20 protein-coding genes are annotated in these 23,987 nt (G+C 43.8%); 6 read left to right on the top strand and 14 right to left on the bottom strand.

Annotation, left to right across the window (positions count from 1 at the left end):
• The first annotated feature begins 52 nt into the window (after positions 1–52).
• Together folB and ACS8FC_RS11040 are read left to right on the top strand one after the other, a co-directional pair.
• Positions 53–463, top strand: coding sequence for a dihydroneopterin aldolase (folB, locus tag ACS8FC_RS11045; protein ID WP_439296809.1), 411 nt, complete (start codon positions 53–55; stop codon positions 461–463).
• Entirely contained in the window at positions 456–1,016 is a 561-nt protein-coding gene (locus tag ACS8FC_RS11040; protein ID WP_439261433.1) for a 2-amino-4-hydroxy-6-hydroxymethyldihydropteridine diphosphokinase, read from the top strand. Before folB ends, ACS8FC_RS11040 begins: the two co-directional genes overlap by 8 nt.
• Before the next feature lie 70 nt (positions 1,017–1,086).
• Here ACS8FC_RS11040 and ACS8FC_RS11035 read toward each other — a convergent pair whose 3' ends face one another.
• The 12 genes from ACS8FC_RS11035 to ggt form a co-directional block, all read right to left on the bottom strand.
• Entirely contained in the window at positions 1,087–1,302 is a 216-nt protein-coding gene (locus tag ACS8FC_RS11035) for a chlorhexidine efflux transporter (RefSeq protein ID WP_439296837.1), read from the bottom strand.
• Positions 1,303–1,332: 30 nt separating this feature from the next.
• Positions 1,333–1,533 carry a chlorhexidine efflux transporter gene (locus ACS8FC_RS11030; protein ID WP_439296807.1) on the bottom strand — a complete coding sequence of 67 codons (201 nt, stop codon included), beginning with the start codon at positions 1,531–1,533 and terminating at the stop codon, positions 1,333–1,335.
• A gap of 110 nt (positions 1,534–1,643) precedes the next feature.
• A complete protein-coding gene (gene cysE / locus ACS8FC_RS11025; protein WP_439261431.1) occupies positions 1,644–2,540 on the bottom strand; it encodes a serine O-acetyltransferase in 897 nt (298 codons plus the stop codon).
• A 156-nt stretch (positions 2,541–2,696) separates the two neighbouring features.
• Entirely contained in the window at positions 2,697–3,140 is a 444-nt protein-coding gene (locus ACS8FC_RS11020; RefSeq protein ID WP_299220519.1) for a YtoQ family protein, read from the bottom strand.
• Positions 3,141–3,242: 102 nt separating this feature from the next.
• Complete coding sequence (locus ACS8FC_RS11015) at positions 3,243–4,115, bottom strand: RNA methyltransferase (RefSeq protein ID WP_439261430.1); 873 nt, start codon at positions 4,113–4,115, stop codon at positions 3,243–3,245.
• A 2-nt stretch (positions 4,116–4,117) separates the two neighbouring features.
• Complete coding sequence (locus tag ACS8FC_RS11010; protein ID WP_439296806.1) at positions 4,118–4,501, bottom strand: Hpt domain-containing protein; 384 nt, start codon at positions 4,499–4,501, stop codon at positions 4,118–4,120.
• A 49-nt stretch (positions 4,502–4,550) separates the two neighbouring features.
• Positions 4,551–8,264, bottom strand: a complete 3,714-nt coding sequence (gene dnaE / locus ACS8FC_RS11005; RefSeq protein ID WP_439296805.1) for a DNA polymerase III subunit alpha — start codon at positions 8,262–8,264, stop codon at positions 4,551–4,553.
• Positions 8,265–8,720: 456 nt separating this feature from the next.
• On the bottom strand, positions 8,721–9,968 hold the full coding sequence (locus tag ACS8FC_RS11000) for an NAD(P)/FAD-dependent oxidoreductase (RefSeq protein WP_439296804.1): 1,248 nt from the start codon (positions 9,966–9,968) through the stop codon (positions 8,721–8,723).
• A gap of 179 nt (positions 9,969–10,147) precedes the next feature.
• Positions 10,148–11,359 (bottom strand): glycolate oxidase subunit GlcF, encoded by a 1,212-nt coding sequence (gene glcF, locus ACS8FC_RS10995; RefSeq protein WP_439296803.1) that lies wholly within the window; start codon positions 11,357–11,359, stop codon positions 10,148–10,150.
• A 12-nt stretch (positions 11,360–11,371) separates the two neighbouring features.
• Complete coding sequence (gene glcE / locus ACS8FC_RS10990) at positions 11,372–12,430, bottom strand: glycolate oxidase subunit GlcE (RefSeq protein WP_439296801.1); 1,059 nt, start codon at positions 12,428–12,430, stop codon at positions 11,372–11,374.
• On the bottom strand, positions 12,427–13,908 hold the full coding sequence (locus ACS8FC_RS10985; RefSeq protein ID WP_439296800.1) for an FAD-linked oxidase C-terminal domain-containing protein: 1,482 nt from the start codon (positions 13,906–13,908) through the stop codon (positions 12,427–12,429). The genes glcE and ACS8FC_RS10985 overlap by 4 nt, the downstream gene beginning before the upstream one ends.
• Positions 13,909–13,973: 65 nt before the next feature.
• A complete protein-coding gene (gene ggt, locus ACS8FC_RS10980; RefSeq protein WP_439296835.1) occupies positions 13,974–15,845 on the bottom strand; it encodes a gamma-glutamyltransferase in 1,872 nt (623 codons plus the stop codon).
• 408 nt (positions 15,846–16,253) lie between these two features.
• On the opposite strand from ggt, the gene ACS8FC_RS10975 reads away from it, so the two are divergent.
• Positions 16,254–18,152, top strand: coding sequence for a hypothetical protein (locus ACS8FC_RS10975; protein WP_439296799.1), 1,899 nt, complete (start codon positions 16,254–16,256; stop codon positions 18,150–18,152).
• Between the two features lie 47 nt (positions 18,153–18,199).
• On the top strand, positions 18,200–19,804 hold the full coding sequence (locus ACS8FC_RS10970; RefSeq protein ID WP_439296798.1) for a hypothetical protein: 1,605 nt from the start codon (positions 18,200–18,202) through the stop codon (positions 19,802–19,804).
• 154 nt (positions 19,805–19,958) lie between these two features.
• Here ACS8FC_RS10970 and ACS8FC_RS10965 read toward each other — a convergent pair whose 3' ends face one another.
• Entirely contained in the window at positions 19,959–20,516 is a 558-nt protein-coding gene (locus ACS8FC_RS10965) for a Spy/CpxP family protein refolding chaperone (RefSeq protein WP_439296797.1), read from the bottom strand.
• Between the two features lie 288 nt (positions 20,517–20,804).
• On the opposite strand from ACS8FC_RS10965, the gene ACS8FC_RS10960 reads away from it, so the two are divergent.
• Complete coding sequence (locus ACS8FC_RS10960; protein ID WP_439296796.1) at positions 20,805–21,497, top strand: response regulator transcription factor; 693 nt, start codon at positions 20,805–20,807, stop codon at positions 21,495–21,497.
• A 14-nt stretch (positions 21,498–21,511) separates the two neighbouring features.
• Positions 21,512–23,185 (top strand): sensor histidine kinase, encoded by a 1,674-nt coding sequence (locus ACS8FC_RS10955; RefSeq protein ID WP_439296795.1) that lies wholly within the window; start codon positions 21,512–21,514, stop codon positions 23,183–23,185.
• 88 nt (positions 23,186–23,273) lie between these two features.
• Here the strand turns inward: ACS8FC_RS10955 and ACS8FC_RS10950 are convergent, their stop codons facing one another.
• Entirely contained in the window at positions 23,274–23,930 is a 657-nt protein-coding gene (locus ACS8FC_RS10950) for a hypothetical protein (RefSeq protein WP_439296794.1), read from the bottom strand.
• Positions 23,931–23,987 lie beyond the last annotated feature (57 nt).

The raw sequence follows: 23,987 nt of genomic DNA, 5'->3' as shown, positions 1-23,987 counted from the left end.
TAAAGTAAGAATTGATCACCTAAACAAAAACTTAGCAAACAAGGATGAAATCATGTTTCATACCGAATCTGATGTGGTATTTGTAAAAGGCTTAACAGTAGAGGCAGTTATCGGGGTTTATGAATGGGAGCGCGCCATTACGCAGCCATTATTGATTGATATAGCGCTTGAGACGGATATAAACGCTGCCGCATTCTCTGATGATGTGAATGATGCGCTAAATTATAAAGCGGTCTGCGATGATGTCAGAGAGTGGTGTCAAGATATCAAGGCGCAATTGCTTGAGTATCTGGCTAGCCAAATCGCAGATCAGCTGCTCACAAAATATCACTGTCATAAAGTCACTTTAAGCGTTGCCAAGCCAACTGCTATTAAGCAGGCCGATGCAGTTGGGGTGCAAATCACTCGTTATGCAAAAGCCATTGAAGATAAGCCAGTTGTAAGCAAGGGCAACGATGCATAAGGTACATAATGATCTGGCTGATTTTGATTTGGAAACGTTAGAGGTTTGTACACCTGAGGCGTTGCAAGCGCAGTCCGTGACAGCAGTATTATTGGCTTTGGGTAGTAATTATCAAGCCGAGTACTATTTGCCGCGCGTTCGAAAAAGTCTAGCCGTGTTAGGAGACATGCAGTTGTCTACTGCATTTCAAAATCCTGATTTTACATCGACCAAAGCGCAACCAAAGCCTGATTATACCAACCAATGTGTTTATCTTTCTCTCAGATCTGCACTCACTCTACAGCAGCTGCAGCAGACTTTTAAGCAGTTTGAACGTGACTGTAACAGACAACGTTTAACCGAGCCAACAGTGGCCAATCAGATAAAAAAAGTCACCATGGACATCGATATATTGATGGTCAAACCATCCTTCGTTAAGAATAGCCTAAGCCAAGAAAAAAAATACAAATGGTTGAAAGAATGGATAATAATGGCAGATCGTTATCCATTTAGAGCACATGAAAGAGCGGGGGTTAAAGAGTTAATTACAAGTGATATTTTTAAAGTTGGATAAATCGCTTGAAGTATTGTTTGATGTAGAGAACGGTTAGCGCTGATAGCACCTTAATCTTCGTTAGTAGGCTCTATGGAGATTTTGTGGTCATAGCAGCTTGATAGGGAGGCGTAAATACTTTGTCAAAAAGTAAAGTAAAAATAAAGATATACACTACAAAGCTAATAGTAAGAGAGACTTCCATGGTAAGAGCGGTCCATATGCCAACGCCATACCAAAACATATAAACTGGCAAACACACTAACGTAAGTCCTCCTTCAAAGCATATTGCATGGACACTACGTATCTTAAAAGTACGGGTTTTTATTTGATTGCGTCATTCCCAGTACTCAAAGAAAGTGCTATAAACAAAGTTCAAGATAACAGCGGTAATAGCTATGATAACAGCAAGTTTCAACGACTGTTCTGTATCACTGCCACTTAATACCACTAGGATAAATGTGGTCAACATGACAGCAAATATCTCAAAAAGGGTGACATACAGCACCCGGCGTTTGATAGGGCTTAATGTAATCAATGCAAACTCCAGTGTGCTTTTTTAAGCTTTTAGATTTGATAGAATGCTGTATATAATAGGCTTATCATATTTTTAGTTACATAAGTTGTATAGCCAAGCTATAAATTAAACTAGTGTTGCTTAGCATCTGTTTCACTCATATCTTCTCTATCAATAACATCTAGATCTTCTAGGCATAATTTGTCGTATTCTTTTTGGCAAAAATTTGGATCAATCTTACACATCGCTTTTTGCAGCTGATCTAAGCGTTTTTCAGACTGCTGGATATGATTGAGCATTTTGGCAAATGCTTCAGCGACTGGGTCTTGTGAAGTAGGGTCAATACCATAAGCTTGAAAGGCAGTAGCGCGTGCTGTGCTTTGTGTAGTGGTCTTAGATTGAGCCGCCTGCGCTGCTTTTTCCTGCTGTTTTGCATCGTCGACTTTGGCTATGATTGGGTTGCCTTTTTCATCATGATGTTCTGAAATCATGCGAGCTGCACTACCAACCATCGTTGCACCCGCTGGCACAGGCTTTACAACTACTGCATTTGAGCCAATCTTAGCATTTTTGCCAACGGTGAATGGCCCCAAAACTTTTGCCCCAGCACCAACGATGACACCATCTTCTAATGTTGGATGGCGCTTACCATTATTCCATGATACGCCGCCCAAGGTAACGCCATGATACAAAGTAACATCGTTACCAATCTCAGCCGTCTCACCGATAACGACACCGACACCATGGTCAATAAAAAAGCGCTTGCCGATTTTGGCTGCAGGATGAATTTCAATACCAGTCATAATACGTGAACCATAAGACACCACGCGGGCAGCAAGCTTTTGCTCGTTTTGCCATAAGCAGTGCGCCCCGCGATGCAAAATAAGTGCATGAATGCCAGGGTAGGTTAGGATGACTTCCAGGCTGTTGCGAGCAGCCGGATCGCGATTAAATACCGCATCAATATCTTCTTTTAGGTCGTGCTTGATGCTGGCAATTGATTTGAATAAGGCGGTTGGCAATGACATAAATCATCCTATCGTATTTTTGATTACAATCTCTTTAGTTATAGCATTTTCAGAGCATAAAACATAGCGATGAGTCGTAAGTAAAAACAGATTGCCAGTAAACAACCTATCAACCACTAACCAGTGGCGCTTTGTCTATAGGCAATCTTTTATCGTTTAGCTGTCACTAATAACGTATTTTAATATCTCGACAATTTGTTCGGGCGTTTGTGCCCATGCCATGGCCGCAGCATCAACCTCTTTTAATGGATGGATAATATCTTCAGCGTGCAAGGTGATATAAGGCTTACCCAGTGCAGCACAGTAGCCAGCATCGAATGCTGCGTTCCATTGCTTATATTTGTCGCCAAAGCGAATAATAGCAATGTCGCATTTTTGAATCATATTTTTGGTGCGAATCGCATTAACCTTTGACGACTTATGATCGCGCCAAAAACCATTTTCCTCTTTGCCAAGCACATCACCGGCTGCGTCACTGGCTTCGTGCTCAGTCACTGCTGATGTGAAGGTGATAGCAAGACCATAATCTTTTGCCCCTTGCATAATCTTCTGTCGCCAGTCGGTATGTATTTCTCCGGACAAATAAACGTTCCAATTCATTTTAAATTCCTTTTTATGATTAAATTATATTGCTTGTAGATAGTAACACTACCGTGAATAATGTCAAAAAATCAATACCTTAAACCTTGTACGTCACAGAGTTTAATCTTTTAAAAGCTTAGCGATAAGTGCGCTTAGCAACTGATACTCTTTTTGATCAAGCTGAATGCGTGAGCCAAGTCGAGACAAACGTGAGGGCAATGATTTTAAGTTTTCACTATCAGCCAGTTTGCGTTGAACCATCAAGGCAGTGGTACGCTCAGTAAGCTGTTGTAGTTGTTGCTGAGTAATCGCTGGCTCGTCCCATTGCTGACGTGCATAGGTGTTCAACGTCGTTTGTTCCGTCAACTCTAACATATCGTTATCAGCTTTTATATGCGCTCGCGTATAAGCAAATATAAAGCTGGCAATCACTTGGACGGCTGATGCGACGTTAAGCACGGGATAGGCAGGATTGGCATCAATCTGAATATGATAATCGGCATAAGCCAATTCCTCGTTGGTTAAACCTCTATCTTCGCGGCCAAATAAGATAGCGATATTTGGTTTACCAGTACCAGAAGCGTTGCCGTTATTATTTGTTATATCAAAAGTAGATTGAGTATCAATAAAATCACACATGATTTTGGCGGCTTGTGTGGGTGTGACCACAGGGCGCGGTAAATGACGACTACGACTGCTGGCTGCAAACACCAACTGACAATCTTCTATTGCAGACTCTAGTGTTGGTGTTATCAAAGCCGATGATAGTAGCTCACTGCCTCCTGCCGCATGAGAAATACTGGTTTCATCAATCGGTAGCTTAGGATCGACGACTGTCAGACGTGACAGGCCCATAGTATGCATGGCCCGCGCTGCTGAACCAATGTTGGCAGGTAAAGTGGTATTGACCATGACAACTTGTAAGCAAGACAGATAATCAGCAGCGGTAAATGTTGAAACGTTGGGAGATACGGGTAAGTCAGAAGTGCTCATTATTAACTCAGTCTTTTATTGATTTCTTGTTCGACATGTTGTAATGCTAATGCAATGTCTTCTATCAGACTTGCTTGCTGGTTAATTTTACGTTCGCGGCAGTGCTCTTGTAGCTGGTGACTAAGCGCTACCAACTGAGTTGCTCCTAGGTTGGCACTAGCGCCTTTTAGCGCATGGGCGATCTCGAAACCGTTGACATTGTCATTCGCTGTTCGCGCTGCACGTAGTGTTTCGATACGATGCTGGCTATCAACTATGTAAGCACGTATCAATTTTTCAAAATCTTCTTCAAACAACTCACGCAAATCTTCGAATTGTTCATGATTGATAATACCATCATCTAAGTTTTTGTTTATATGGTCTTTTTTGAAGTGTTCTTTGGTCATTAATACCTATCCAGTGTCAAAATATTTTTAAACTTCTATATTTATAGTATCAACTATAATGAAAATGCAGGTTGTCTTCAGTCACCATGCTCTTTAACTGCTGCAAATTGTCGTCATTAGGATAGACGCGCCAATGCTCAGATAACCCTACATTAGCGATACCATAACTTTCATAGATGCTCAAGCCAAGTGGTAAGCAATTATCATTGATTGAGTCGTCGGTATTGCTCAAAGCGTTGTTGGCATAGCTGCTGCCATTTTGTTGAAGTGTATTTTGATTCATATCATTTTCTAGCGCCAACAAGTCGTTACCATCTTCATCATATAAGCTACCACCCATAACAGGATCATAGACACCAGTGTTATTACTGTCTTGTTCGTCCTGATCATTATTATAAGTCAAGCGCGGTGCTGGGATGATGTCAGCTTGTGCTGATTTGAGCAGTGGCTGCAAACGCGTGAGTAATTGAATATCACTACCATGTATTTTAATACTAATTTTTTTGAGCCAACGCAAGCGTGCATCCACCATGGTCATGGCATTATCAAGTCGTGCAAACAGACGGCCATCACGCTCACGGATACTGCCTTTAATAATGACCACTTCATCTACCTTTAGCTGGTCTTTAACGCGATTAAAACGCTCGGCATAGCAGCTGACTTCTAATCGTGAGGTACCGTCATCTAAGGTAATCACATTTCGGTTACCGAAGTTGGCGATATCGATAATAAGGCCTGCAAAGTAGCAGCTGCCGTTGTAACCTGTGTCTGTGAGCTTATCGAGACGAGCACCGGAGGTGTAGCGCTTTAATTCATCTAAGTACTCATTAATAGGGTGGCCGGTAAGATATAGCCCTAGCGTGTTTTTTTCTGCTTTGAGGCGGTGTTTATCACCCCAAATCAGCTCTGGCGTCATTTTTAGAGGCGGTGCTGCGACCACGCCGTCCATTTCACCAAACAAATCCATCATGCCAAGTTCGTTGTTTTGGCGGTCTTGCTCAGCGGCTTGTACCGCGCTTGGCAACTGACTCATGAGTGCACCGCGAATCTCGTAAGCTTCATCGCTTGGCAAGTCTGGTCGCAACGTCGCGGCAAAGTCATCAAAACAGCCGGCGCTTACCAAGGCCTCTAAAGTACGCTTATTGACTTTTTTGATATCTACTCGGCGGCAAAAATCATAGAGGTCTTTAAAAGGGCCTCCGCGGCGACGCGCATCGACGATAGACTCAACCGCACCTTCACCCACGCCTTTGATCGCTCCTAAGCCGTAGATAATGTTGGTCGGCGTATCGGCAACAAAGTGCCACTCGCTACGGTTCACTGATGGATTGACAACCGTGAGGCCAAAGTTTTCGCGGCAATCATTAATAAAGAACACGACGTTGTCAGTGTTGTTCATATCAGAGGTAAGTACCGCAGCCATAAATTCGGCAGGGTAGTACTGCTTGAGATAAGCGGTTTGATAAGCGAGCACACCGTAAGCGGCGGAGTGCGAGCGGTTAAAGCCATAACCGGCAAACTTCTCCATCAAGTCAAATACGCCACCTGAGGTCGCTTCATCGATCCCTTGCGCGGTCGCACCAGTGACAAAGATATCGCGCTGTTTGGCCATCTCTTCAGGTTTCTTTTTACCCATGGCTCGGCGTAGCATATCCGCACCGCCCAAGCTATAGCCTGCCATGACTTGGGATATCTGCATGACCTGTTCTTGATAGACAATAACGCCGTTGGTGTTCTCGAGGATCGGCTCAAGGTTTGGATGGTCATAGATGACCTCCTCGCGGCCATGTTTACGGTCGATATACATCTCAACCATACCTGCATCGAGTGGTCCTGGACGATAGAGCGCACACATAGCGATGACGTCTTCGATATTGGTTGGTTGTAGCTTGGCTAAGTATTTTTTCATGCCCATACTTTCTAGCTGAAAGACGGCCGTGGTCTTAGCATCTTGTAACAGCTTATAAGCTTTTTTGTCATCTAGTGGCAAGTCTTCTAATACTAGCGCATCGAGACCTTCTTTTGCGCGGCGTAGATTGATGTTTTCTACCGCAGCATTGATAACGGTTAAATTACGCAGACCCAAAAAGTCAAACTTTACCAAGCCCACATCTTCGACATCATCTTTGTCAAATTGGCTAACACGATGTCCGTCATCATCGCAGTAAATGGCGCTAAAATCAGTAATTCTATGCGGGGCAATTAGGACGCCACCGGCATGTTTACCAACGTTGCGGCATACGCCTTCAAGCTTAATCGCCATCTCCCAAATCTCAATGGCATCTTCATAATCCATATTATCAGGGTTGGAGATTAAGTCTTTGAGCTGCGGCTCTTGCTCAAGCGCTTGGCTGAGCGTGATGCCTGGGGTTTTTGGAATAAGTTTAGATAGTTTGCTGGCAAGAAAGTAAGATTTACTTTGTGCTCGTGCCACATCGCGCACCACCGCTTTAGCTGCCATGGTACCAAAGGTAATAATCTGCGAGACTGCTTCACGCCCATAAGTTTGTGCGACATAATCAATAACTCTATCGCGACCTTCAATACAAAAGTCAATATCGAAATCGGGCATGGAGACACGTTCAGGGTTTAAGAAACGCTCGAATAATAGGTCATAATGAATGGGGTCAAGGTCGGTAATATTCAGTGCATAAGCGACTAGTGAGCCAGCACCAGAACCACGCCCTGGTCCTACCGGTACGCCATTGGCTTTCGCCCAGCGGATAAAGTCCATGACGATTAAGAAGTAACCGGGGAAACCCATCGATAAGATAACTTCAAGTTCATACTCTAGACGCTCATCATACTGTTTGCGAAAGTCGTCCCAACTATCATCGCGCTCCTCAATCGGAAATAGCTTGTCCAATCGATTATTAAGGCCACGTATTGACTCCGCGCGAAAAAACGATTCAATCGTCTCACCTTCAGGCACAGGAAAGTCGGGCAGGACGTTAATACCAAGGGTCAAGGTCACATTACAGCGGGTTGCTAAACGTAAGGTATTATTAATAACCTGTGGAATATCATCAAACAACTGCTCCATCTGTTCTTGAGTCTTAAGGTATTGCTCATCTGAATACAGTCTTGGACGATTTGGATCAGCTAGTACATAAGATCCTGCGATACAGACGCGTGCTTCATGAGCATCAAAATCGTCTTGTTCTAAGAAGCGCACATCGTTATGCGCAATGAGAGGAATGTTGTGTTTGGCGCCTGAGTGGATAGCGGCTTTAATAAAAGCATCTTCCCCTGGACGGTTGGTACGCTTGATAGCAAAGTATAAGCGATCATCAAACTGCGCTTGCCATTCTGTCAGCAGCTCATCGGCTTTTTCTGGCATAGATCCGACCAGCGCTTGACCGACATCTGACTTTTCCGTAAGCAATACGATAACGCCCGCTGCGTGCTCTAAGATATGACTGCGCTTGACGATGGGTACGCCGTGATTATCAGGATCAGCGCGACCTTCGGTAAAGCCAAGCGATACGATGCGGGTGATGTTTTGGTAGCCCTCGTTATCCATCGCTAGCAGGGTTAGCCGTGTATCTTCATTATCCATGATGACTTCGCTACCGATAATCGGCTTGATACCAGCACCAAGGCAGGCACGATAGAACTTCACCGTAGCATAAAGGTTGGATAAATCAGTTAACGCCAGCGCACATTGATTATCGGCAGCAGCAGCTTTGATAAGCGGCTTGATGCGCACGATAGAATCGGTAATTGAATATTCGCTGTGAATGCCAAGGTGTACAAATGCCATAGAGGACTCTTACTAATACAATCGAAAGGAGGTGAGCTGCTAAGAAAATAAATTTATTATTATCAATGCTTTGAGTGGATTTTTTAAAAGTAATTAGGAGTAAATAAGACGTCGATAGCCAAATTTATTCATTTTAAATTTAGCTGCTAATAATAGCATTATTTGGCACAGACAACCACTGATTCAGCTACTAGGTGTTATACGAGAAAGAATGAAATCGGTTTCCAGATTTGCGAAAGATCTTTGATATAATCTTGATATAAAGGCGTTTTTTAGCATCAGCCTGAGAGGACAGGACTATTTTTTGCTGCTCATTTGATAAAAAGAGACGCTTAGAATGACTAAACTTACTATTTTTATCTTTGAATCGCCTAAAAAATAGTCTCTGTTAGTGCCATGATCGAATGTTCAACACGCCCTAGTCTTTGCCCAATTAACAATGTTTTGACAACCTACTTATCTGAACCGGGCAAGCTGATAAGGTTTGGGGTCGATAGTATGACTTTCATCAAAATAGTATTCGGCAATCATTTTTGCACTGACAACAGCTTGTGTTAAGCCTAAATGCTGATGGCCAAAGTTTAAAAACACACGCTCAATCTTATCTATAACAGGGAGAGAGTCAGAGGTTGATGGACGAAAGCCCATCCATGGCACATTATCGTTGGAATTTAAGGGAGTCTTTAGCATGGGCTGTGCATGCTGTAAGAATATGTGCGCTCGTTGCATATTAGCAGGAGCTTCAAGTCCTGCATATTCTACTGTGCCCGCCAAACGTAAACCCTCCTGCATCGGTGTCATCACAATGCGCCGATCTAGACTGGTTACGGGAGTCTGTATGCGTTTGCTTTCATGAGGTAACATCAAATGATAACCACGTTCGGTATCTAAAGGAACATTGACCCCCGTTAATTGTTTAGCCAAGGCTTTTGAATGAGCACCTGCCGATAACATCACTTTGGAGGCGATGATATCACCTTGATTGGTCTTCAAGCGAATGCCGTCTACATCAGTGTGCGCTTCAAGGACCCGGCAATGTTCAATAATCTCACCACCAAGGTGTCTAAAAGTACTGCTAAGCTGATTGATTACCGCTGTTAAATTGGTGATATGTCCTGTGTTTGGGAAAAACAACGCCGCTAATTGATTATCTTGTAAGGCGGGTTCATGTTCTAATAGCATCTCTTTGGTCAGTAGTTCATTGGTCACGCCAACATCGTTAAGACGCTTGCCTTGGGTCATGAGCAGATCAATGCCACTTGTTTTTTCAGTGGTCAATAACGAACCTTTTACCTCTATCCAATCGTCTAGTTGCCACTGGTTGGCAAAGTCTAGCCATGCTTGAAGGCAGTTAGTATTTAAGCTTAATAACGCTTGATGAATGCGCTCAAATGGTTCAGGACGCATATTCAGTAGTAACTGAATGGCCCAAGGCATCAAACGAGGTAAGTAACGCCAGTCTATGCGTAGCGGTCCTGTTGGATTCAATAACATGGCTGGAATATGACGGAGCATGCTGGCATCAGCTATCGGAAACACATGCTCTGGCGCGATATGTCCGGCATTGCCAAATGACGCGCCTTGTCCAACTTTATTTGCCTCTAGCAATGCTACCTTTACACCTCGTGCTTGTAATATCACTGCAGTCGCAAGCCCAATAATACCGCCACCAATAATGTGTAAGTCGAAATTTGAAGTAATCATAAGGACTCTCGATAGTGCTCATGTGCTGAGTTTAAAGAAGCCTGATTGGTTGATGTCGTAAATATTAACTGACTAAAACCCATATACTAAGTTCAGAAAATATCTAGAGAATTTAACTACCTTTATCTTCATTTTTAAATAAGGAGATTCAACTTAATTACCTATTATCGTAAATCTAACTACTGCGGATCCAACAGTTCGATCCAGTGCTTCACTGGTATGCTTGATCGGCTACTTAAATGGAGTTGGCAACCTATATTAGCGGTTACTATCTGCTCTGGATAACCAATCGTCAAGTCCGCAAGCTTGTTGGTTAGTAATTGTTGACTCAGCTTAGGCTGCAGTATTGAGTAAGTCCCAGCAGAGCCGCAGCATAAATGCTTGTCTTTAGTAGGCGTGAGCTCAACGCCTGCCTGCTGCAATATCCGTTCAACTGAGCCGCTAAGCTGCTGGGCATGTTGCAAAGAGCAAGGACAGTGTACGGCTATTTTGCGCCCCTTATCTTGCAATTGCAGCTGACTCAGATCTTCCTTAACTAATATTTCTCCAAGATCACGAGTCAGCTCGCTTACTCGTTTCGCTTTGGCCGCATAAGCTGGGTCATACTGTAGTTTTTCGCCGTAGTCTTTGACCATCGAGCCGCAGCCTGAGGCGCTAATAACAATAGCTTCTACGCCGTCTTCAATATAAGGCCACCAAGCATCGATATTGCGCCGCATGAAAGCCAATCCTTCTTCATGGGCTGGCATGTGATAACTGACGGCACCGCAGCAACCGGCTTCGGGCGCAGTAAATAAGCTAATACCTAATTTGTCGAGCACGCGAGCGGTCACAATATTGGTATTTGGAGTTGCTGATGGTTGCGCGCATCCTGCTAATACCAACATCCGGCGTGTATGCTGCTGGGTCGGCAAAGCGCGCTTGATTTGTTTGATGGGTACTTGTTGCTTTAAGTCATGAGGTAAAAAGGATCGAAACAGTTGTCCTAAGCGTAATAAAAGCCCGAAGCGCTTCGGATAGGGCAAGATTTGGCGTATCAACCAGCGCAACATTTTCTGTTGTAGTGGTCTCTCTAATTGCTCTTCCATGATGCCGCGGCCTATCTCAGCCAAGCGCCCATATTTTACGCCAGAAGGACAAGTGGTTTCGCAACTACGACAGGTTAGACAACGGTCTAGATGCGTTTGTGATTTTTCGCTAACTTCTCCGGTCTCAAGTAGCTGTTTTACTAAATAAATACGTCCACGTGGGCCATCTCTCTCGTCGCCCAATTCCTGATAAGTAGGGCAAGTGGCATTACAAAACCCGCAGTGTACGCAGCTACGTAAAATAGAGTCGGCCTCTTCGATTTCTGGATGATCTATATACTTCACATTAATTTGGGTACGCATAACGTTTTCCTATTACATCCAACTATAGAGACGACCTGGATTAAAAATACTCATTGGATCAAAAGCTTGTTTGAGCCGTTGATGGAGTCCGCGCAGTGCCTCAGGCTGAGTATGAAACACCTCTTGTAACCGATTACCACCACGGTAAAGGCTCACTTGACCACCCATACTCTTGGCAAGTGCTTCCAATGATTCAGTATCGAAATCACCGCGCAGCCAGCGTTGACTGCCACCCCAATCTAGCAGCCACTCTTTATCTGGCAATACATGCTCAGCATTACTATTGACTGAGAACCGCCATAAAGGTGCTTGACCTGAAAAGTAACCCAACTGCTGCTCACGTAGCTGTGTCCATAGGTTATCACCGTCTTCTAATGTTACCCCTTGCCACTGCTTAACCGTGCTGTCGACTGCACTACGCGCGCCCCCTAGACGTAAATAAAGATGATTCTCAAACCAACAAGCAGCGGTCAAAGGATTAGGCAGTCCTGCTAAACGATTCATCTCTTTGATAGCTTGCTTTGCATCCATCTCGCGTTTGAGGGTAATAGTAGTAGCAGGTTTGGGCATGACCTTTAGGCTGACCTCGCTAATGACACCTAAAGTCCCCATCGCTCCGGCTTGCATTCTTGAGACATCGTAGCCAGCTACGTTTTTCATCACTTGACCACCAAAGCGCAGCGCTTCACCTCGACCATTAATCAGGCGAATACCGAGGACATGATCCCGGACCGAGCCATTCCAAGGACGTCCGGGTCCCGATAGATGACATGCTAGCGTGCCTCCTAAAGTCGCCTGCCCATTAAATAGCGGTGGCTCAAACGCCAATCTCTGATTATGTTCACTCAAAGCGTTATTAATCTCGGTCAACGGCGTGCCAGCGCGTGCAGTCAATACCAGCTCAATCGGCTCGTAACTAACGATACCACTGTGCTCAGCAATGTTAAGCGGGACGCCCTCGGGCGTGCGACCCATAAATTCCTTGCTGCCACCGCCAACTATTTGTAATTTGCTACCATCACTACTGGCCTGTTTAATTCGCTCAATCAGCTCAGCACTGATATCCTTCATGTCGGTACTCCATGTTGTGGCGGCTGACGCACAGAATCGTCCATTATCTTATCAAGCGCCCGATATTCCTGACAATTTTTTAGGACAGGAATGCCTTTACCTGGATTAAGTGTACCATCAGGGTCGAAAGCGGATTTAATAGCATGAAATTGGCGTAATTCCTGCTCATTAAATTGCACACGCATTTGGCGGATTTTTTCTATACCGACGCCATGCTCACCAGTGATACAACCGCCTACCTTGACACAAAGCTCTAAGATACTAGCGCCAAATTCCTCAGTTTTTTCAAGCTGACCCGGCATATTGGCATCGAATAATATCAGTGGATGCAAGTTACCATCACCGGCATGAAAGACATTGGCCACACGCAAATTATAGTGCTCTGAGAGTTTTTGCATTTCAGTCAATACATGCGCCAGTTGGCCACGAGGAATAGTGCCATCCATGCAATAGTAGTCGGGTGAGATTCGGCCTACCGCTGGGAAGGCAGACTTACGTCCTTTCCATAACAAAGCGCGTTCCGCCTCGCTCTGAGACACTCGAGTCGAGGTAGCTCCTAGCTGGCTAAAGAGCTGTTCAACTTCGATGATTTGCTCTTGAACTTCCGCCGCTGTACCATCTAATTCGCATAGTAGCAGCGCCTTTGCATCGGTAGGGTAGCCTGCTTGAGCAAAGGCTTCAGCTGCTATGATGGCGTAGCTGTCCATCATTTCAAGCCCTGCTGGAATAATGCCTTTAGCAATAATAGCGCCTACCGCATCACCTGCCGTCTGTACGTTATCGAAACAGGCCATAACGACCTGCGCCTTTTCGGGACTAGGTAATAATTTAACTGTCACTTCGGTAACTACACCAAGCAAACCCTCAGAGCCCGTTATTAAGGCCATAAGATCAATGCCGTTACTGTCAAGTCCTTCACTACCAATGCTGATCAAATCGCCTTCAACGGTGACCATTTCTACTTTTAATAAGTTGTGAGTCGTCAGCCCGTATTTTAAACAATGTACACCGCCAGAGTTTTCAGCGACGTTGCCGCCTATCGTACAAGCAATTTGGGAGGAGGGATCTGGACCATAATATAAGCCATGTACGGAGGCCGCCTCACTGATGGCTAAGTTACGTACGCCGGGTTGTAAGCGTGCTGTGCGAGCCAAAGGGTCTATATCAAGAATGTGCTTAAAACGCGACAGTACTAACAGCACGCCATCGGGATTGGGCATGGCTCCGGCACAAAGTCCGGTACCTGCTCCGCGAGCTACTACTGGAATCTCATAACGATGGCAAATACGCATGACTTCTTGTATCTGCTCGACCGTATCTGGCAAGACGACTAACAGTGGCATATCACAATAAACAGACAGACCATCACACTCAAAAGGCTTTTGGGTTTCCTCATCACTGATTACGTATTCGGGCTCAATAAAAGCGCGAAACATAGTCGCTAACGTGGTTTTATCAGGTCTTTTGCTCTCAATCATAAGGCTTTCCTTAGCTAAATGAATGAACTTTATTATCTCATTTAACACCCAATTTGTTACCCGATTTAATATCCTACCACTGCCGCATCGACAATACGCGGATCAGAAGAACCATAGACACCATTTGGCGTCAACATAATTGATTGTGTTGAGCCCATAGCTGCTTTTGGACTGACCGTATGGCCCATGGATTCAAGTTTTTTAACCGTGTCAATATTTAGTGCCTTTTCAGTGCGAATCTCATCAGGCAGCCATTGATCATGAATACGCGGTGCATGAGTGGCTTCGGCGATATTCATATCGTGATCGATGACGTTGGAGATGATTTGGGTGACGGTAGTAATGATACGGCTACCACCGGGGCTGCCTGTCACGATATATGGTTTACTGTCCTTAAATACTAAGGTTGGACTCATAGAAGATAGCGGACGTTTATTGGCTTCAACGGCGTTGGCGTCACCACCAAGTAAGCCATAGCCATTAGGCGTGCCTGGCTTAGCAGAAAAGTCATCCATCTCGTTGTTAAGTAATATGCCGGTACCTTCAGCGACAAGGCCCGTACCGTATGAGAAGTTCAGCGTATAGGTATTTGCTATCGCATTGCCGTCTTTATCAACGATAGAGAAATGCGTGGTTTGATCGCTCTCGTAGGGTAGTGGATTGTTGGCTTTAATCGTTGCTGCTGGCGTAGCTTGATTTGGATTAATCGATGTACGGAGATTATCTGCATACGCTTGAGAGGTAAGACCACTGGCAGGGACATCGATGAAGTCCGAATCCCCTAAATACTCAGCTCGATCGGCATAAGCCAACTGCATCGCTTCCGCCATCAAATGAATGGTTTGTGCGCTATTTTGTCCATAGTCTTTAAGCGGATAGCCTTCTAATATGTTTAAAATCTGCACGATATGAATACCACCAGAAGAAGGCGGCGGCATCGAGACGATCTCATAGCCTCGGTAGTCGCCTTTGACTGGCTCGCGAGCGATGGCTTCGTAATTAGCCAAATCCTGCAAGCTCATACTGCCGCCAGCGTCATTAATGGCTTTGACGATTTTGCGTGCTGTCTCACCTTTATAAAAACCATCAGCACCTTGTGCGGCAATTAATTTCAGAGAGCGAGCAAGTTCTGGCTGCTTTAAGCGTTCACCTGGTTGATACGCGCTGCCATCCGCTCTAAAAAACACCTTTTTAGTACTCGGCCATTTTTGCAAACGATCGCTCAAGGCTTCTAGCGATTCCGACAAGCCAGCAGTGACTTCTATACCGTCTTCAGCAAGTGCAATGGCAGGCGCCATTACTTGCCCGCGACTCATCGTGCCATGATCTTCTAACGCTTTTAAAAGCCCTGCGACTGTCCCCGGTACACCAATAGCTAAACCATGAAAGCGAGACAAATCACTGACAGCGTTGCCTTCCTCATCGAGATACATATCACGCGAGGCACTACTCGGTGCTTTTTCACGGTAATCGAGCGCCACCGTTTTGCCCTTCTCGGCATCATAAATCATCATAAAGCCGCCGCCGCCGATGTTCCCAGCGCGCGGTAAGGTAACGGCTAATGCAAAACCAACAGCGACGCCAGCATCAACGGCATTGCCACCGTCTTTCAAAATCTTTAAGCCAATGTCAGAGGCCAATGCTTCTTGAGTGGCTACCATGCCGTTCTTTGCCCAGACCGGATGATGGATAGCATCTTCAGAGTAGATGGCTTGATCGGCTTTGGCATTGCTAGTCGTTGAGGTAAGCGTATTGGTTTTCGCTCGGGTGATGCGCTGAGTCTCAAGTACGACCGTTGGGTTGTCCGCCATGATGGCAAGATTGATTGCACTGGTATTGATTGAGGTGTTATTTATTGTATTACCATCATTTGGTGCAACGGGTTCAAGCGCATGAGCAGATACAGACAGTAATAGTGTACTGCTAACCAATAGCATCGCAGATTTTAGGGTTGTTTTTACCAGTGCTTTATTATGACGGTTTTGAGAAGAAGCGGTATCGTTGTGAGAGTGAAAAGATAATTTTGGCATCGCAAAGTCCTTTTTACGAGTAGGTGAGCAATTAGGCGGAAGTAAAAATAAGTAGATAATAATGAATATAGCAGCTAGCACAAACCAAATGTTAGCTTTTGTTTTTAATATTACTAATTAGTCGCAAATGACATTGCTAAGAAAATTTCTGCGAACTAGCTGCTTCAATCATCAAAGAATTTGAGCTTTTTGGAAAATCAATCTTAATATACCAATTGTTATTTTACGCATAAGTCACTAATTTGTAATCTTTTGTGCTATAAATAATAACGCTCTTAATGGCGTTGCTATCGTCCCCTGGATAAAAGGATTCTTATGTCATCAAATCACTCTAATAATGGCGATCGACAGTGTCTATCTGAATCAGTGCCACATAACTCATCTCATAATGCTCAAGGCAACTATCATTTACCTAGATTGTTATCCATGACAGGTTGTATGCTGTTCGGCAGTGCATCTTTTGTGCTTTCAGGTTGTCAATCAAGTCCAACTGTATCAACGTCTGCTACTGCATCAGCAACGCTTATTAACTTTGAAAACTCAGACAACGCACTTATCCAATCACAAGGTCAAGCGTTTAATACCAGCTTAAATGCCAAATCTGAGCGTTACGAGCAATTATTCAATCAGCCCAAATTTCCAAATACGGAGAATCAAGCCAAGTCACATTTACTTGTTGCCATTCGGAAGCATTTAGCCACTGAGCATGTAGCAGTCGCACAAGCCAATTATCATATGGCACCTTTTATTGATCCAGATAGCATTGATGCAGGCTCTAGTAGTCTTCTTAAAACAATTATAGAAGCTTATGCTTACAAAAATACAGCCTCAGACGATTATGACTCAGATTACGATTCAGATTATGACGAGTATATTGAAGCCGAAGCTGTAGAAGAAGCTTACGATAATGATGGCTACAATCAAGACGGCTATGATGAGTATGGCTATGATCGATATGGAGAAAGTATAGACAGTGATGATGACAATGAGGTAAGTAATGGTGTGCTATCAAAGATGGCAGAGTTTAACCCTAAAGAGCTAGCTAAGAGCTATGAGGCTGTACAAAAGGCAAAACAGCAAAAAGAGAGTACGAACGACGAAAGCCATCCTTTGTCGTCAAAAGGTATGATTGGCCAAGTTCTAAGTATGATTCATCGTACGCCTGAGCAGATAGCGGCATCGAATGCTTATCAATATCAAAACTTAACGTTCAATAGTGTCAGTCGATACAAGCCCAAACAACGACAGCTGCAAAGTGTTTATAGCTACGAGTACATCACACCAACGATTAGCTCATCCGTACAAATACCGCTCGCATTCGATTTTAATAACAGTCGCATTTCGGTAGATCCATCAGCAATCATGCCTATTATGGCGCTTGTCAATCCTGAGAAAACACCACTACCTAACGAGATGGCATCGCATACCGTAAGCTTTGGGTTGCCAGAGAGTATTACAGCACAGTTGCCACCGTCAGTCCTTTATGATGCGGCGATTGATGCTGTACAAAATAGCATGGCAGAGCTCGCGCCTGAGTATTTCAGTGCAGTAGATATTCGAAACGATACATTTGCCAAAGAAGTCGGTGCGAGTCGAGCGGTAAAGGTATATTTTGGCAGCAAGCAAAGCGGTGAAATGATCGGAAAAACCCTAAAATATATGACCCAATCACTACAAGATCATGTCGATGCCAACCCGCAGAAATATCCTGATGGTGCCATGCTAAAAGCGGTGCTTGCTAAGTTGCAGCTATACAACAAAGGCTACCAAAGTGCAGATGTGGGCGCATTATTACAGCTAATCGAAGCCATCGCTCCTATCTCATTTAATCAGGTGAATTACTATTACTTAGACAGCTCAGATCACTTGCTTGCTAAGCAGCAACGTACCAATATCGGTAGCGATTTGATGGGTTCAACTACTACTGTACTAAACCAAATACGCTACGATAAAAGTAGTTTTAATAACCATACACTAACGCCTGTATTAGCGGAGTCTTTTGACGCAAATGCCAAACCTGCTATCGATGGCAACGCTTGGATGGTCGAGCAACGTCAACAGAAAGACAGACTGCAAGCGGCTCGTTATGTACGCTATGAATATGACGATAGTAGCTTAAGTGATGACGAAAGCAGTGGTTACGGTGATGACAGTAGCAACTATGAGAATGGTGAATACGACGATGCTGAAGATGATACTGACAAAGGAAAATAAATAATCCTATCTTGTTATGTTCAAGCCCATATTTATAAGGATAAAAAATGAAAACAGTACGTCAAGCCATCGCAAATCTTTTTCCGTTAGCTAGCCCACCTTTAACTAGCCTTCCATCAATGATTAAAGGCAGTGTATTATTTAGCAGTACGCTTCTAACGGGAGCACTGTTATTAACGGGTTGCCAATCTACCAGCTTGAGCCAATCGAACGCTATGACAGCAAAGCAAACGCCAGCTGCGGCCAAAAAAGCGTTGGCAACTGCCTTACAGAAGCAACGACGCCAGTCTTTTAGCTATCATGCCAATCTTGAGATTGGTAACGATCAGCAATTTACCAATATAAATGCCAAGAATTTAGTCGGCTCAGATTATATTTATGATTACTGCGAAGAAACCCATGATCAGGCGTATGTAGCATTAGTAAGCCAAGCGGAAACCCAGAGTAAAGATATCGAAGCTGTTAGTTATGAAGCTCTGCGAACGGCAATTAAGCAGTCTTACCTTGAATGCGCGGATGCCTATCAAGCATGGGAAGATAATCAGTACGATAGTGATGTCACCGTATCGCCTCATTACCAACAGCTATTTGACAATTATGACAACAAATCAACACCGCAAGATATCAAGAAAGCGCAGTTGCTAGATGCTTACTTGTTAAAACCGTTATCTATCAACTCGCAAGGTGTTTATCAGCCTATGGCTGGCAAGGCTACGATGCTCGCAAGCGCACAGTACCAAGCGCGCAATCATCAAAGCAGTATCAATCAGCCCATCTATATAGATTTTAAAAACGGTAATATTTATCTATGGGCAGATAACTTTGCGATGCTCAATTCAGAAATGTTAGACGATAAGCTCGGTACAAAATGGCTAAATAAGTGGTTAAAAATAGCCATTAACGACGGCACGCTGCCTAAAGGCTTTGGCAATGAATTGATAAAAAGCCACTTTGCCGCGTTAGATATTACATTCGACAGCGCATCTATTAGCCAGTTTGACTATGTCGCTCCTAATACATTAGCGTCACTTACTCCCAAGCTGCCTGCGCATCAACTGCCAGCAATGCTAGCAAGCGATGAAGTTATTCGCCGTGTACAAAGCGCTGCAAGCTATGAGCAATTTTACCAAGACTACATGGGTATTTTTTATGATCGTATTACTAAGAAATATCCAGAGTTAGTCAATAAGAATGAAACTTACCAAGCAACCGCCGCAAGTTCTGATAAATTCACTAGTAAAGTGTTAATGCAGCAAATGTTAGCAATGATAAAAGGACGCATATATAGCGAGGTTGAGACATCAGAAGCTGAGATAGAAACGAGTTCAATGGTGCAGGAGCTATACGGATTTGATAAACGTGGTCAGCTAAAATGGCAGCATCTGCGTAGTGAGTTTCCAAACAAAACCGACTCTGATAAGAATTTGGTAATGGACATTTTGCAGCAATACTCTGCTATACGTCCTCAGGACAAGGCATTTCCTAACTTACCAAGTGATATGCAAGTGCCGAACGCGAGTAATAGTATTGATGTGCGCGAGTATGGTGATGAGCTGATACAGTATTATCGCGATGGTAATGGCACTACGATGGGTAAGATGGTTTTTGCTATGTTACCGATGGCTAAAGAGCGTCTTGATTCGATCGATTGAAGACTGTTTGAAAATAGGTAAGTTTAGTTTGATTAACCTTTATTAACATAGACAACTAAAAAGCGCACCGTTCATACGATGCGCTTTTTTATATTTTTATACCGAGTTTTATGAGACATTAAGCCTTAATATAAATCTCTATATTAATGACAAATTACATGCCTTGGCGTTGCTGTTTATCATGTCCTTTACGGTTCTGTGAATGCTGACGCCCTTTTTCTTGTCTTTCTGATCTGAGTTGTTCCATCTTGGCACGCTGCTCAGCAGTTAAGACCTGCGAAATAGCATGCTGGGTCTGGACGCGCTCGATAAAGCGTTGTTTGATTTTAGCTGCTTGCTGATCCGCTAGGCGGTTAAGCGCGGCGGTGTTCAGCGTGCTGGCGGTGTTCAGCGTGCTGGCATTGGTCAGTGCTTGTAGTTGCTGATGCATTTGTGCCCGTTCTGCCTTGCTTTGTGCGCGCTCAGCTTTACGGTTGCCGTGTTTGGCCTCCATGATGGCTTTGATTTGCGCCTGCTGTGTGGCGGTCAAGTCTAGCTGCGACATTGGACCTCTCATACCGCCTTTATGCATGCCGCCTTTCACACCTGTTTTATGATGCTGCATTTTGCTGGTCGTTGTTGCTGTATCAGTGGTTGCGTTGACACTCGTACAAGCGGTAACTGTAAATACGCTAGACATTGCTAGTACTGAACCCATTAATAATTTTTTCATAAAGATATCCTTTATTTAATTCGATTTGGTTAAATGAACATTAAGTTTTTATCTTGCAAGCATGATTTTTAGAACGTTGTAGATAAGTACTGTCAGCTACTCTATAAGCACTACGCTGTATAAGCACAATTTATAAAAGCAATACTTGCTGTTGATATGCGCTATCTTACGACAGTTAAAGGTTGCGAACATTTATAAAGTATTAAGAAAGGTAACGTTTATAGCGTATTGATAAGCACATGCCTGATAATATGGATGATAACGCTATTAAGGCTCAAGGAGACAGATGTGCCAAATATATTGCTAGGTGATGATGACGAAGAGTTGACCCAGTTATTACAAGAATACTTGCACAATCATGGTATTCAATGTGATTGCGTTCACGATGGTGAGGCGGTCATCCAGAAGCTTAAAACCGCAAATAGCGATGTTTCAGCTTCTGCTTATGATTTGCTGGTACTGGATATTATGATGCCAAAAATCGATGGGCTTAGTGTGCTACGTCAATTGCCGAATATTAGTGATATTCCAGTCATTATGTTGACGGCAAAAGGTGAAGAGATCGATCGTATCATTGGGCTTGAGCTTGGCGCTGATGATTACATCACTAAACCCTGCAATCCGCGTGAGTTGCTGGCACGTATCAATGCCGTTATCAAGCGGACTAATGCGGCAGCATCAGAGCATACTCCGCTACCAGAGAGTCGTTTGCATCTGGATCAAAATCAGCGGCTTTGTCAGATAGATGGCGTAGAGCTACAAGTGACGGGGACAGAATTTGATTTATTGGTCGCGCTACTCAAACAAAAAGGTGAGGTGGTGAGTAAGGCGTGGCTATCAGAGCATGTGTTGCAGCGTGAACTGCAGCCATTCGATCGTAGCCTTGATGTACATGTGTCGCGCCTACGCAAAAAACTCCAACCTTTCCACGATGAGCCTATCAAAGCTATCCGTGGTAAAGGCTATCAGCTGGTGCTGTAATGACGGACTTATCGATGAAACCTGCCAAGAAAGCTATTAACAATAAAACGCTTAATCAAGCGACTAAATTTAAGCTGCGAATCACGCTGTTTTGGCGTCTGTTTCTGAGCCTATTATTAACGATTCTGATCACCTCTATTCTATCTATCGTGGTGGAGCGCTGGTTGGTCGAAAAAGCGCTGAATGCTCGCATGGATGTACAAATTGATAGTTTATTAATTAAGCGTCAAGAGATGGTTGAAGCGTTACAAGTAGGTGATTTAACTACCGTTAGGCAGATGTATCGTGAAGACCGATGGCTGATGAATCAAATCAGAGTCTATGATGAGCAAGGCGCCATTATATTTCCGCGTTATGGTGATAGAGATGAGCGTAGGCAAGAACATAGACAAGAGCGAATGCCAGATGGTCGGCAGGTAATGAGGCCTTCATTAATGCCATTAATGCAGTCAGTGCCTAAGCCTGATGATGAAATGTCTGATAATAAAATGTCTAATAACAACAACGATAGAATATCGGATAATGAGCCGTCACTTTTAGATAATATCCTGTCACCGATGACAGCGAATCGTGCGAATATAGCTAATCCCGATAGTCGTCCTGAGTTGGCTGACGTGACGGTCGTCTTACCAGATGAGCAAGCGGTCATTGTACAATTGCGTCCGCATCTGCGTTTTGCCGACGTTGTAGCACTGCAACGTGGTAATTTTCCGATACGTTTATTGCTGATTATCCTTTTTAGTGTCTTAGTCTGCATTTGGCTGAGTCGTACACTGACCCAGCGTATTCGCCGTGTACAAAACACGGTGCACCGTATGATTGACGGCGATTATCAGGCTAATCCCAATCTATCTAAGATGGGAGATGATGAGCTTGGTTTACTCGCAAAAGACGTAGCCAAGCTATCAACAAGGCTGGCTGAGAGTGAGCTGGCACGCAAGCAGATGCTCAGTGATATCTCACACGAACTACGCTCGCCATTGGCACGGCTTGACGTTGCAACTGAGCTGACGCGAGACTTTGCGCCGAATGCCAATCGTTACCTTGACCGTATTGATAAAGAATCTGCGCGGATGAATGAGCTAATCGAGCAAATCATTCATATTCAATCTCTACAAATGCAGCAATATACTATCGACAATTTAGAAAATGAAGCAGTTGATATTGCTGAGATTATCAGTGAGATTGGACAAGATGTCTGCTTTGAGTTTCAACAGAAAAACGTACACTGGCAATGGCAGCCGGATAATTCATTATTGACAGATTCTTCATTAGTCATGCCTTTATCAGCTACTTCTCCAGATACTCCTTGGACAGTGCTAGGCAATCAAGAACAGCTACACAGTGCACTTGAAAACGTCATTCGTAATGCTTTTATGCATACTGCAGCTGATTCAACGGTTATTGCTGAGATTAAACAAGCAGAGATGGACGGTAAAACCTCTGCTATTCAAATTAGCATAATAGATGAGGGCGGCGGTGTTGCGGATGAAGATTTGGAGCGTATTTTTCAGCCCTTTGTACGGCTAGACTCTGCCCGCCATCGCGAAACTGGTGGCTATGGATTAGGATTAGCGATCGTCCATGCGGTGGTGATGGCACATAAGGGTCAGATCAGTGTCTATAATCGACAAGATGGTATTCAAGGGTTGGTGGTGCAAATAGTGTTGCCCGCCTATTCTGCGTAATTTGCACAGCAGTTACCTACATAGCAACATAAATTGTCTTACTAGCAGAACTTATAGCCACTTAATGTAAGTGGCCATTTTAAATAAGCTATTTAAGTGCAATCGTATAGCTCTGCGGTTTGTCTTGCAAATTGTAAGCTTCAATGGCTTGTAATTTGAACTCGTTACGATCGTAAAGGCTAGGTTCCTCAGCAGCTCTTGACTCGAGCAGATTCATGGTGGAGTAATAATTTTCATCTGAGAAATCACCAAAAAGATTTTTGGCAATATAGTTTAAGTACTTTCTATTATGTCCATTTATCTCAAACTTTGTGAGGTAGTTGTCTTTTTCGCGCTCAATAACTAGTGTATCGGTTATTTCTAACCGTGAGGGACAGTTAAAACAGCCTGGAACAAACTGTACGTCTTGAATATCAACTTGGCTGAGCAAATCCTGAGTCTTGGTAGTTTGACTATTATAGTTCACATTGGAGGTAGTAGAATATTTGCAGCTTTTACTGTCTATTATTTTAATTTCATTAATCCGATTTTTCTTATTTGTTTTTACAATAAGCCTGCAATCATTAAGCTCACGATTGCCATATTTGCCGGAACTTTGTTTTTTCAATCCTAACTGATACTTCTTGTTCAGTGTATGTATGCTTTTGCCTAAGGAGCTTGGCGCAATAAAGCTTTGATAATCTGCTGCATGGACAGGTATAGAGATAGTGACGATTAAACCAGATATTAACAACGTGTTCTTCATAACGTAGACCTAAATTTCAAGAGCATTAGCCAACTTAATACAACCATTAATAAAGCG

Source organism: Psychrobacter sp. 1Y4 (assembly GCF_051847555.1).
This window is presented reverse-complemented; position numbering and strand designations above follow the sequence as displayed.